This is a genomic window from Microbulbifer aggregans (genome assembly GCF_020524005.1).
GTDB classification, from domain to species: domain Bacteria; phylum Pseudomonadota; class Gammaproteobacteria; order Pseudomonadales; family Cellvibrionaceae; genus Microbulbifer; species Microbulbifer aggregans_A.
On the sequence record NZ_JAIVKK010000007.1, the window covers coordinates 143,588 to 155,982 of the forward strand.

The 12,395-nt window shown below is 59.3% G+C and carries 11 protein-coding genes and 1 tRNA gene; 8 read left to right on the forward strand and 4 right to left on the reverse strand.

Annotated features, from left to right (window positions below; all coding sequences use genetic code 11):
• Nucleotides 1–14 precede the first annotated feature (14 nt).
• Entirely contained in the window at nucleotides 15–1,493 is a 1,479-nt protein-coding gene (locus tag LC093_RS14025; RefSeq protein WP_226665911.1) for a succinylglutamate desuccinylase/aspartoacylase family protein, read from the forward strand.
• 39 nt (nucleotides 1,494–1,532) lie between these two features.
• On the opposite strand, the gene LC093_RS14030 is transcribed toward LC093_RS14025, so the two are convergent.
• The 4 genes from LC093_RS14030 to hemA all read right to left on the reverse strand — a co-directional run bounded on the left by LC093_RS14030 (nucleotide 1,533) and on the right by hemA (nucleotide 5,780).
• Nucleotides 1,533–2,438, reverse strand: a complete 906-nt coding sequence (locus LC093_RS14030; RefSeq protein ID WP_226665914.1) for a cation diffusion facilitator family transporter — start codon at nucleotides 2,436–2,438, stop codon at nucleotides 1,533–1,535.
• 96 nt (nucleotides 2,439–2,534) lie between these two features.
• Entirely contained in the window at nucleotides 2,535–3,377 is an 843-nt protein-coding gene (gene prmC, locus LC093_RS14035; protein ID WP_226665916.1) for a peptide chain release factor N(5)-glutamine methyltransferase, read from the reverse strand.
• A 13-nt stretch (nucleotides 3,378–3,390) separates the two neighbouring features.
• Complete coding sequence (prfA, locus tag LC093_RS14040) at nucleotides 3,391–4,476, reverse strand: peptide chain release factor 1 (RefSeq protein WP_226665919.1); 1,086 nt, start codon at nucleotides 4,474–4,476, stop codon at nucleotides 3,391–3,393.
• Nucleotides 4,476–5,780, reverse strand: a complete 1,305-nt coding sequence (hemA, locus tag LC093_RS14045; protein WP_226665922.1) for a glutamyl-tRNA reductase — start codon at nucleotides 5,778–5,780, stop codon at nucleotides 4,476–4,478. The genes prfA and hemA overlap by 1 nt, the downstream gene beginning before the upstream one ends.
• Before the next feature lie 302 nt (nucleotides 5,781–6,082).
• On the opposite strand from hemA, the gene LC093_RS14050 reads away from it, so the two are divergent.
• From LC093_RS14050 to pth, 7 genes are all read left to right on the forward strand, one after another.
• Entirely contained in the window at nucleotides 6,083–7,957 is a 1,875-nt protein-coding gene (locus LC093_RS14050; protein ID WP_226665924.1) for a tetratricopeptide repeat protein, read from the forward strand.
• Entirely contained in the window at nucleotides 7,941–8,609 is a 669-nt protein-coding gene (lolB, locus tag LC093_RS14055; protein ID WP_226665927.1) for a lipoprotein insertase outer membrane protein LolB, read from the forward strand. Before LC093_RS14050 ends, lolB begins: the two co-directional genes overlap by 17 nt.
• A gap of 138 nt (nucleotides 8,610–8,747) precedes the next feature.
• Nucleotides 8,748–9,632 (forward strand): 4-(cytidine 5'-diphospho)-2-C-methyl-D-erythritol kinase, encoded by an 885-nt coding sequence (ispE, locus tag LC093_RS14060; protein WP_226665938.1) that lies wholly within the window; start codon nucleotides 8,748–8,750, stop codon nucleotides 9,630–9,632.
• Between the two features lie 21 nt (nucleotides 9,633–9,653).
• Nucleotides 9,654–9,728: transfer RNA gene (locus LC093_RS14065), tRNA-Gln, on the forward strand.
• A gap of 223 nt (nucleotides 9,729–9,951) precedes the next feature.
• Complete coding sequence (locus LC093_RS14070) at nucleotides 9,952–10,884, forward strand: ribose-phosphate pyrophosphokinase (RefSeq protein WP_264193109.1); 933 nt, start codon at nucleotides 9,952–9,954, stop codon at nucleotides 10,882–10,884.
• Between the two features lie 241 nt (nucleotides 10,885–11,125).
• The gene (locus tag LC093_RS14075; RefSeq protein ID WP_226665943.1) at nucleotides 11,126–11,752 is read left to right on the forward strand and encodes a 50S ribosomal protein L25/general stress protein Ctc; all 627 of its coding nucleotides are present in this window, start codon (nucleotides 11,126–11,128) and stop codon (nucleotides 11,750–11,752) included.
• A 26-nt stretch (nucleotides 11,753–11,778) separates the two neighbouring features.
• A complete protein-coding gene (gene pth, locus LC093_RS14080) occupies nucleotides 11,779–12,390 on the forward strand; it encodes an aminoacyl-tRNA hydrolase (protein WP_226665953.1) in 612 nt (203 codons plus the stop codon).
• The last annotated feature ends 5 nt before the right edge of the window (nucleotides 12,391–12,395 follow it).

The following is a 12,395-nucleotide window of genomic DNA, read 5'->3' on the forward strand; positions in this document are numbered from 1 at the left end:
TGCCGGAGCTATTCATGGTTTGTCGCTCTTTGAGCCTGTCGCTATTACTGTCCCTCTCCTTCTCTGCACTTCCAGTATTTGCGGAGGAGTCGCCGCAGGATGCGCAAGCGACGAATGAAGTTGCCACGGAAGAAAGTGCCCCGGCCAGCCAGGAAAGCATCGAACAGGAGCCCGCCCAGGAAGAACGGCCAGTCGCTTCACCAATGCAGACAGACGCCGCTGCTGATACTGAACCAATGCCCCAGGCCAAAAGTATCGAGCTGGACAAACCGGTCAGCGAACAGGAGCTGATTACGCCGCCACAGGAAAAACCGGCCGAGCCCGAAGAGAAAGAAAAGCCACAGCCCAAGCCGCAACCGGCGCCCGCTGAACCTGAGGTAGCACCGAAGCTTGAGGGGCGCCCGCTGCGCCTGCTCGGCGCAGAAGTCCCCCCGGCCACGGCCACCCGCCTGCCCTGGTCGCCGAGCCAGCACTTTGAGGGTGTCTACAGTGCGACACCGATACTGGTGGTCAATGGTGCCGAACCGGGACCGACCCTCTGTATCACTGCGGCCATTCACGGTGACGAGCTGAACGGCATCGAGACGGTGCGTCGGGTAATGTATAACCTGAACCCGGAAACGCTTAAAGGCGCCGTGATTGGCGTTCCCATTGTGAACATGCAGGGCTTTCACCGCAGCTCGCGCTATCTTACCGACCGCCGCGACCTGAACCGCCACTTTCCCGGCGACCGCAATGGCTCTTCCGCCTCACGTATCGCACGTTCATTTTTTGACGAGGTAGTGGTGCACTGCAACGCCATCGTGGACCTGCACACCGGCTCTTTCTACCGCACAAACTTGCCGCAGTTGCGCGGTGATCTGACCGACCCCAAAGTCGTGAAGCTGACAAAAGGCTTCGGCTCCACTGTGGTTCTCCACAGCGACGGCGCCAAGGGCACCCTGCGCCATGCGGCGGTCGCAGCGGGAATCCCCACGGTAACCCTGGAAGCCGGCGCCCCCATGGTGCTGGACGAACTCTCGGTCAGTCACAGCGTGAAAGGTATCCGCACCCTGCTGAACCAGCTGGGCATGGTGAGTAAGTTCCGCCTGTGGGGCGAGCCGGAGCCGGTGTACTACAACTCCACCTGGCAGCGGGCCACCAACGGCGGCATCATTTTCAGCAAAGTGCAGCTGGGGGAATTTGTCAGCAAGGGAGACCTGCTGGGCACCGTCACCAACCCGATCACCAATGTGCGCAATGAAATTCGCTCGCAGTACAACGGGCGCATTCTCGGCATGGCGATGAACCAGGTAGTACAGCCTGGGTTTGCGGCTTATCACATCGGGATCGAAGCGCCGCAGGAGCAAATCAGCCCGCCGGAAGAAGTGGTCGCGGAAGATACTCCCGCAGTGATTGAAAACGACGCGGGTTCCGACAACGGCACCCGTGAGACCACTGAAGACAAGCCCGCAGACCAGCAGACACCGGCCTCCGAAAGCGACGAGGACTGAGCAGATTAGCGCGCGAACAGGGCGCCGGTCTTCGGCGGCCTATTCGCCCAGGGTTACCCGGTCGATGATGGGCGTGGTGTCGTAATGCAGCGGCTCTGGCTGCAGGGTGATGTGGTCAATATCAAAGCGCTTGATCAGGGTCTGTCGCAGGCGCTCCAGAACGCTGGGCCAGGCAATGAGGTCGTCGACTACTATATGCGCTGACAGCGATACGGTACTGCTGTCCAGGCGCCAGATATGCAGATCGTGCACCGAACGCACGCCCTCCACCGCCGCCAGGGTTTCCCCCACCACCGGCAGGCTCAACTCCCGCGGCACCCGCTCCATCAACACATCTACCGCATCCCGCAGCAGCCGGACACTGGATACCAGGATCAACAGACAGATCAGAACCGACAACAGGGGGTCGATCGGCGTCCAGCCGGTAAAGTAAATCACCGCGCCCGCGACCAGTGCCGCCACAGAACCCAGCAGATCTCCCATCACGTGCAGCAGCGCGCCACGAATATTCAGGGTCTGTTCGCCCCGGTGCAGTACCCAGGCCACCGCCAGATTCACCAACAGGCCAATCGCCGCTATCAGCATGACGACACCGCCCTGCACGGGCTGTGGCGAACGCAGCCGATCCACTGCCGCGATCGCAATCCCGATGACGATCACCAGCATGAAAACAGCATTGACCATCGCGGCGAGCACTTCCGCACGCCCCCAGCCAAAGGACAGTTCCCGGTTGGCAGGCCGCTGCGCCAGCAGCGCGGCCACGGCGCCCAGCCCAAGAGAAACGGAATCGGTCACCATATGCCCCGCATCCCCAAGCAGCGCCAGCGAGCCGGATAGCCAGCCTCCTACCGCCTCCACCAGGGCAAAGGCGAATGTGATAACCAGCCCCCAGATGAGAGGACGCAGGTGATTTCCGCCATGGCGGTGGTGGGCGTGATCGTGCATGGAATCCTTCCGGCAATGATTTTTTGGAGCATTTGTAGGAGCCTGCTTGCAGGCAAAAATCAACCGACCTCCGGCCTTTCGCCTGCAAGCAGGCTCCTACACAGCGGATAAGGGGTATCTGCCCAAAGTGATACGTTCCCGCCCGGCATAGTCAAGGCGGGTTTGAACATCCGTATAACCGAATTCGGTAAAGATCGCTCTCACCCCCTTCCCCTGCTCCCAGCCATGTTCGACCAGCAGCAACCCGTGTCCCGCGAGGAAACCCCGGGCATCCGCGGCGATTTTACGGATATCCGCCAGCCCCTGCTCTTCCGCTACCAGTGCAGAGCGCGGCTCAAAGCGCACATCACCTTCGCGCAGGTGCGGGTCCTGAGTATCGATGTAAGGGGGATTACTGACGATCACATCAAACCGTTGCGCGTCGAGCGCAGCAAACCAGTCGCTTTGCACAACCCGCACATTCTCGAGGCCAAGGGCTTTGCGGTTTTCTTCCGCCAGTGACACTGCCGCGGGCATCTTATCCACAGCAAGGATTTGCCAGCGGGGCTTTTCAGTGGCCAGGGCCAGCGCGATCGCACCGGTTCCGGTCCCCAGGTCCAGCGCCTTGAGCGCGTCCTGTGGACAGAGTTCCAGCACGGCTTCCACCAGCACTTCGGTATCCGGACGCGGGATCAGTGTGGAGCGATTCACTTTGAGGGGCAGCGACCAGAATTCCCGGCTGCCGGTGAGGTGCGCCACCGGCTCGCCGGCAATACGCCGCTGGATCAGGCTGTCCAGTTCTCGCTGGTGCAGATCGTCGAGCTCGTGCTCTGGCCAGGTGTACAGCCAGGCGCGGGACTTATCCAGCACATGGCAAAGCAGCACTTCCAGGTCCAGCCGCGGGCTGTCACTTTCAGTCAGCTCCACCGCCCGCAGCAGGTTTTCCTTAACGCTTGCCACTGGTACCTCCCGGTTAATGCTGTCCGAGCGCAGCGAGCTGGTCGGCCTGGTACTCGGTGCGCAATGGACCAATGACCTCGTCCAGCGCGCCCTGCATGACTTCATCAAGCTTGTAGAGGGTGAGCCCGATGCGGTGATCGGTTACCCGGCCCTGGGGATAGTTGTAAGTGCGGATACGTTCGGAGCGGTCGCCACTGCCGACCAGATTGCGGCGTGCATCGGATATTTCCTGCGCCGCAGCCGATTCCTGCGCGCTGTTGAGTTTGGCCTGCAGCAGCGCCATGGCCTTGGCACGGTTCTTATGCTGGGAGCGTTCGTCCTGGCACTCGACCACGATACCGGTAGGGATATGCGTCAACCGCACCGCGGAGTCGGTTTTGTTCACGTGCTGGCCACCAGCGCCGGACGCACGGTAGGTATCCACACGCAGGTCAGCCTTGCTGATCTCGATGGCATCGCGCTCGTCCGGCTCCGGCATTACCGCTACGGTGCAAGCGGACGTGTGAATCCGCCCCTGGGACTCGGTTTCCGGCACCCGCTGCACCCGGTGTGCCCCGGATTCAAACTTGAGTTTGGCGTAGACATCTTCACCGGCAACCCGGGTGATGATCTCCTTGTAACCACCGTGTTCACCGGGGTTTTCGCTGATCACTTCGATGCGCCAGCCCTGTTTTTCCGCGTAGCGGGAATACATGCGGAACAAGTCGCCGGAAAAGATCGCCGCCTCATCTCCGCCGGTACCGGCACGAACTTCCAGGTAGACGTTCTTGCGATCATTGGGGTCCCGCGGCAACAGAAGGGCCTGCAGCTCCTTTTCCAGCGGTTCGATTTGCACCTCTGCCTCGCGCAACTCTTCCTGCGCCATCTCGCGCATTTCTGCATCGTTCTCTTCGAGCATCTCGCGCGCGGCAGCCATGTCGTCCTGTAGCGCTTTATAGCGGCCATAGCATGTGACGACTTCCTCCAGCTCGGAGTACTCCCGTGACAGATCGCGGAATTTGTCCTGATCACTGATGATCTCTGCGTCCCCCAGAAGGGCGGAGACCTCCTCGTGACGCTCCACCAGGTTCTCGAGTTTCTGCTGTACCGAAGCTTTCATTACTTGTGTTTCTTGTTATCCGGCGCAGTGGCCGGGAATTCGGATGCAGCCTGGTCTTCTTCAGATGCCAGGCCAACGATCTCCCGCGCGACGCGCAGGCGTTCCAGGTCGCCCTCCGCGGTCGCCTGGCGAAGAGCCACTGTAGGAGCGTGAATCAGTTTATTGGTCAATGTTCGCGCCAGTTGTTCAAGTAGCTGTGCCGGGTCACTACCGGCCCGCAATTGCACCAGGGCTTTTTCCAGCTCTTCTTTACTTACCGACTGGGCCTGCTGGCGATAATTGCGGATGGAATCCACCGCAAGCAGGCTGCGCTGCTCACGCATAAAGGTTTGCGCAGCCTCATCCACTATCAGGTGTGCTGACTCCGCAGCTTTCTCGCGCAGACGCTTGCCTTCATCAATAACACCGCGGAGATCGTCCACGGTATAGAGATAGATGTCGTCGAGCTGACCCACTTGCGGCTCGATATCCCGCGGCACTGCGATATCCACCATGAACACCGGGCGATGACGGCGTTTTTTTAGGGCCGACTCAACCGCCCCCTTACCCAGAATGGGCAGCTGGCTGGCAGTAGAGCTGATCACGATATCCGCCCGGGGCAGATGCTCGGGAATATCCGCCAACAGGATGGCTTCGGCCCCGAAGGATTCAGCCAGCTGTTCAGCGCGCTGCAATGTGCGGTTGGCGACAATCAACTTATTGACACCTTTGTCGAGCAGATGCCTTGCAACCAGTTCGATGGTTTCCCCCGCGCCGATCAACAGCGCGGTCTGCTCGCTCAAGTTGGTAAAGATGCGGGAGGCTAAAGATACCGCTGCAAATGCCACCGACACCGGGTTTTCACCGATGGCAGTCTCCGTGCGTACACGCTTCGCCACCGAGAATACCTGCTGGAACACATTGTGCAGGGTGGAACCTACGCTGCCGGCCTCCCGCGCCACCGCATAGGCAGACTTCATCTGCCCCAGGATCTGCGGTTCGCCGAGAACCAGCGAGTCCAGCCCGCACGCTACCCGCATCATATGCCGCACAGCAGATTCATCGGTGTAGTGATAATGGCAGCCAGAGAGCTGATCCAGGGGCACCCGGTGGTACTCCGCGACCCACGCCAGCACAGACTTCGGTGTCGCATCGGCATAAATTTCAGTGCGGTTGCAGGTAGAGAGGATCGCAAATTCAGAGCTGTTCAGGGCGCTGCGCGCCTCCGCCAGCGCACTGGGCATCACTTCGGGGGCAAACGCCACCCGCTCGCGCACGTCCACCGGCGCGCTGTCGTGATTGATACCCAAGGCGAGGATTGGCATAGGTTACCGTCAAACAGTGTGATTACTACCGCGAGCGAAAGCGGTCAAAAATGGGCGCACATTGTCCGGGCGAGGCGCCCCCCATGCAAGCACTGGAGGAAAGAGAATGGCTCTGACGTACCGGTCAACCGGTTTAAATCCGTGCTGACTTTACCTCTCCTGCCTTTACCAGGCCAGCACACCCGAATTTCACAACTAGAATTATACGGCGATAACCCGGAAAAAAACGCCATCAGGCCCGGCACCCGACCGGTCGGACGTCCAGGACTAGACGTCACGGCACACACGTACGGACACGTTCTATGCATTTCAGCTACATCTGCAAGCGCCCGCTTGCCCAGGCCGTCACCGCCACGCTCAACGCCGCCCGCGGCTACCGCTCACTGTTACCGGCCACCTGCCTCGCGCTTCTGGCCGCGTGCGCGCAACAGCAAACCGGCGTCCAGTTTAATGAAACCCAGATTACGGGGGGTCCCGGTACTACCGAGGCCACCGAGCACCCGGGCGCGCAACACGTCGCGAAAGCCGGCCAGGCCGATAATCCGCAGGCTGCGCAGGAAAAGCTCAAACCCTTTCCTATTGAAACCTTCTACACCCTGCTCGTGGCCGAGGTGGCCGGAAACCGGCAGCAGTACGACCTGGCACTCGCCAATTACTACTTTCAGGCCGAACGCACCCAGGATGCCGGCGTGGCAGCCCGCGCTACGCGGATCGCCCGATTCCTGAATGCGCGGCGTGCAGCTCTGCGCTCCGCACGCCTCTGGGTAGAGCTGGAACCAGATAACCCTGATGCCCAGTTGGCCGCCACTGCTGAACTGACCCTGGCCGGGGAAGTTGACGACGCGCTCACACATGCAAAACGCGCCCTCAAGCTGGGTGGGGATGCGCCACTTCAGTCAGTAGCCGCCACCGCCATTTCCAACGAGGAAACGGCCATTAAACTACTGCCGGAGTTTCGCCAGCTGTCACAAATGTATCCAGGCAACCACGAGGCTTCGCTGGCTCTCGCGATGTTGCTGCGGGAAAACAAACAGTTGGAAGAAGCGCTGAAGATCTCTCGCCAGGTCCAGGAACAAGACCCGTCGCTGCTGGACGCACCGCTATTGGAATCCCATATCCTTATCGACATGGGCCGACAGAAAGAAGCCCGACACCTGCTGGAGGGCCTCGTCGCCCTTTACCCAAAAGAAAGCCGATTGCGCCTGCAATACGCACGCCTGCTGATTCGCGAAGACCTGGAACTTGCCCAGCAGCAATTCATCGAGCTGGTAAAACAGCGCCCCAACGACGGCAACCTGATCCTGTCACTGGCGCTGATCCAGTATGAAACCAAACAGCTGGACAAGGCCAAACCACTGCTGGAGCGGCTGTTGGCGATTGAGGAGCATGAGTCTGCCGCACACTTCTATCTCGGTAACATTGACGAACAAAATAACGACTTCCGTGGCGCTGTCACCCATTACCGCCTGGTGCGTCCCGGCAGTGACTATGTACAAGCCATTACCCGTGGTACCGAGCTGCTGGCTGCAAACGGCCAGCTGCAGGAAGCCGACGCCTGGTTTAGCGAACTGCGCGACCGCCACCCCGGTCAGCAGGAGCAGTTTTATCTGCTGCAGTCAGAGCTGCTCAATAAATACAACCATCTGCAGCAGGCCCAGACTGTTCTCGCCAGCGCTCTGGAAAAGGACGACAGCAGCAGCCGGCTGATCTACGCCCACGCAATGGCGAGCGAACAACTGGGCGATATCGAAAACTTTGAACTGGGTCTGCGCAAGCTGTTGTCCCGCGACCCGGATAATGCGAACCTCCTGAATACGCTTGGGTACAAACTGCTGTCCTACGATGACCGCCTTGATGAGGCTCTTGTGCTCATTACCAAAGCGTTGGCACTGAGCCCCGATGACCCGGCAATTATCGACAGCATGGGCTGGGCGCAATTCCGCCTGGGGAATCACGCAGAAGCCGTCAAATACCTGCAACAGGCCCTGCAATTGCTCGATGACCACGAAATTGCCGCACATCTAGGTGAAGCTCTTTGGGCAACAGGTGAACACCAGCAGGCCATGCAGATATGGGAGCGCGGGCTGAAGCAAAACCCGGAAAGCACAATCATTCCCGAAGCCATGCAGCGGCTAAAGGATCAACAACGACTGGAACAGCATGTTACTGAAAGCTGAGACACACTCTGCACCGCACGCCCCCGGCAGACTTCAACGCAATTGGCTACAAGGCACTCTGCGAGCGCTGGCGGTACTACTGGTTACCGCCATCAGCGCCTGCAGCAGCCAGAAAGCGCAACCACCTGAACCCACAGCGCCAACGACTTCTGCCCAATCCGCTGCAGCACTGCAGCGCTGGGAGGTAAAAGGCAAACTGGGCGTGCGTTCGGCGAAAGAAAATGGCAGCGCCAACCTTACCTGGCAACAGGCCAGCGGCAACTACCGCATTCACCTGAGCGGCCCTCTTGGCGCAGGAGCAACAGTTATCAGCGGCTCACCCGGTGGTGTCAGCCTCCAGCGCGGCAGCGAGCCGGCGGTATTCGCTGCCGACGCTGACCAGCTCACCGAACAGGTCATGGGCTGGCCACTGCCTGTAACCGAAATGTTTTACTGGGCTCGCGGTCTCCCTGCCCCGGGCGCAGTGTCTGCCAAACAAGCCGACGCCCAGGGACTTCTGCAAAGCCTGACGCAATCCGGCTGGCAGCTGACGTTCAGTGGCTACCAGAGTGTAGGTCCCTACAAGCTGCCCACCCGAATCAAGGCCGCAACCCGACAGATCACCGGACCGGTCAATGTCACACTAGTGATCAAGGAGTGGCTCCCTAAATAGGGCGCCCCAATTCGGGCCGGGCCTCGTCACGGCCCGGCTATTCACTTCACGCCATTCGAAACCCTCTCCCTCCAAACTGTCGGTTGCAGCAGCCTGCTGATAAAATGCCACTCCCTATTCAGCCGGCCACAGGTTTCCATGCCCGTTTTACAGTTGTCTGCCCCCGCCAAACTCAACCTGTTGCTGCGCATTCTCGGCAGGCGCGCGGATGGTTACCATGAATTGCAGACTGTTTTTCAGCTGCTGGATTTCGGCGACACCCTGACATTTACCCCCCGTAATGACGATCGCGTATCTGTTAGCTGCCCCGGGCTCGACATCCCCACAGAAAACAACCTGATTTATCGCGCGGCCATGCTGCTTAAAGAAGCCTCAGGCAAGCGTGCGACCGGTGTCGACATCGGCCTGAAAAAAGTGCTGCCCATGGGTGGCGGTATTGGCGGCGGCAGCAGTGATGCCGCGACCGCACTGCTCGGTTTGAATGCGTTGTGGCAGTGTGGGCTCGATATCAATCAGCTCGCCGAACTCGGGCGGCAACTGGGCGCCGACGTCCCCGTATTCGTGCGCGGCCACTCCGCGTGGGCAGAAGGCGTGGGTGAACAACTCACCCCTCTCTTTATCGAACACGCATGGTATGTTGTGCTGATTCCCTCCTGCCATATCAGCACTGCGGAATTATTTTCCCATCCGGATTTGACAAGAGATTCAGCCGCCATTACATTAGCGGCCCTTCGCGACAGGGACCTGGAAAAACACTGGCTGCGCAAATATGCTGGCAATGATTTCCAGCCTCTCGTTGAAGACCTCTATCCCGAGGTAAAGGAGGCCAGGCTCTGGCTTTCCAATTTCGGTGATGCACATCTGACGGGAACTGGCGCTTGCGTTTTCGCCGCGTTCAACTCAGAAGTGACCGCTCGCGAAATTCTCGCAAGGCGACCCGAAGGGATAGAAGGTTTTGTTGCCTCTGGCGTCAACGAATCGCCAACACACAGGCAGCTCGCGAAATTTGCAGCAACGATCTAAATTGATTAGCTGCAACATTGCTGGGGTGTAGCCAAGCGGTAAGGCAGCGGGTTTTGATCCCGTCATGCGTAGGTTCGAATCCTACCACCCCAGCCATTTCCTTATTATTTGACGCGACTCCCATCATTCCGAGTCGCGGACGGAGCCTCCGGCCAGACCGGAACAACGTGGCAAATAGCCATAACTCAACACTTGCACCAATGGTCGCCCAATGAAACGGCATCAAACTACCCTGCAAGCAGTTCGCGCTCCGAAGTCATCCGATCTTCACTAAACTTTCCACCTCAAGACGAAAAAGGTACTGGCAGTGGCTGACTTAATGGTCTTCACCGGCAACGCAAACCCGGAACTGGCACAAAAGATTGTTGACCATATGGCGATCCCTCTGGGTGAAGCCGTTGTAAAACGCTTTTCCGATGGCGAAATCGCGGTTGAAATTACCGACAACGTCCGCGGCCGCGATGTATTCGTTGTGCAGTCCACCTGCCAACCGACCAACCGCAACCTGATGGAACTGATCCTCCTGGTCGACGCACTGCGCCGCGCCTCTGCCGGCCGCATCACCGCGGTAGTCCCCTACTTTGGCTACGCGCGCCAGGATCGCCGCGTTCGCTCCCAGCGGGTACCGATTTCTGCCAAAGTTGTCGCCGACATGATGGTGAGCGTGGGCATCGACCGCGTACTGACTGTCGACCTGCACGCAGAACAGATCCAGGGCTTCTTCGACGTTCCTGTGGATAACGTTTACGGCTCCTCCGTACTGCTAGACGACATCGAGCGCCAGAATTATGAAGACCTGGTAGTCGTTTCCCCCGATATCGGCGGCGTAGTACGCGCTCGCGCCGTAGCCAAAAGCCTTGACTGCGACCTGGCCATCATCGACAAACGCCGCCCGGCAGCCAATGTAGCTGAAGTCATGAACATCATCGGCGAAATCAACGGCCGCACCTGCTTGCTGGTTGACGACATGGTCGACACTGCCGGCACCCTCTGCAATGCCGCCAACGCCCTGAAAGAACACGGCGCCAAGAAAGTCGTAGCTTACTGTACCCACCCGGTACTGTCCGGCAAGGCGATCGACAACCTGAACAACTCCGTACTGGACGAGCTGGTTGTCACCGACTCCATCCCGCTGGGTGACAAAATGGAGAAAGCGCCAAAGATTCGCCAGCTGACCCTGTCTGCCATGCTGGGCGAGTCCATGCGCCGCATCAGCAATGAAGAATCCCTGTCTGCGATGTTCCGCTCATAAGGGTTCCGCTCATAACGAGCAGTAACACCAGCTGACACAAAAGGGCGGATCCACGGATCCGCCCTTTTTGCTTACGCCAAATTTACTGGCAATCCCCCGTACTTCCCCTTAGAATACGCGCCCGCCCGGCACCGCCCGGGCGTTTACTATTGGGCGCCTCTATCGGATTCGCCCTATTTATAGCAACACCAGAGGGCACCGGTCGCAGGTCCTTCTGGACAGACAACCCGAGGTTTATCCCATGTCTGAATTCAAACTGAATGCCAGCGTCCGCAGCGACGAAGGGAAAGGTGCGAGCCGCCGCCTGCGTCGCCTGGAAGCAAAAGTTCCGGCCATCATCTACGGTGGCGAAGTTGAGCCGCAATCCATCGCCCTGCTGCAAAAAGACATGTTCAAGGCACTGGAAAACGAAGCCGTATTCTCTTCCGTTCTGACCCTGAACGTAGACGGTAAAGAAGAAAGCGTGATCCTGCGTGACCTGCAGCGTCACCCGGCCAAAGCCGTTCTGCTGCACGCTGACTTTCAGCGCGTTTCTGCAGACACCAAAGTACACATCAAAGTACCGGTACACTTCCTGAACGAAGACACCTGTAAAGGCGTTAAAGCTGGCGGTATCGTGTCTCACACCCTGACCGAGCTGGAAATCAGCGCACCGGCTGCCAAGCTGCCTGAGTTCATCGAAGTAGACCTGGCTGACCTGGAACTGGACGGCACCGTTCACATCTCCGACATCAAACTGCCGGCTGGCGTTGAGTCTGTAGATCTGGCTCACGGTGAAGACCACGACCTGGTTGTTGCTTCCGTACACAAGCCGCGCGGCGCTGTGGAAGCTGAAGCCGAAGAAGGCGAAGAGTCCGGCGAAGCATAAGCCGGCTTTAGTTCAGGTACAGAACCTTGAGCAAGGCTCCGGACACGCCCATCCAGTTGATCGTAGGCCTGGGAAACCCAGGCCCCGAATACGACCGGACGCGACACAACGCCGGGGCCGACTTTGTCTCCGAGCTGGCCCGTATTCACGGCACCCAGCTCGCGCCAGACAGCAAATATCACGGCCTTTCTGGCCGTGTGCGAATCGGCGGGCAGGATATCCGCCTGCTGATTCCCACTACCTATATGAATCGCAGCGGCCAGGCAGTCGGCCCGCTGGCGAATTTCTTCAAGATTCCCGCAGAAGCCATTCTGGTCGCTCACGATGAGCTCGACCTGCCCTCCGGCACCGCGCGCCTGAAAAGTGGCGGCGGACACGGCGGACACAACGGCCTGCGCGACATCATCGCCGCCCTGGGCAACAACCGGGATTTTATGCGCCTGCGCCTCGGTGTCGGCCACCCGGGTAGTGCGCGCGATGTAGCAAATTACGTTCTTCAACGGGCGCCGCGTGTTGAGCAGGATCAACTGGCCGAAGCCATTGACCGCGCCATCGACGCACTCCCCACCGCCGCCAGCGGTGACTGGAACGCAGCCATGAAGACACTGCACACCAACTCCAAAGCAAACGCTAAATAAGATGG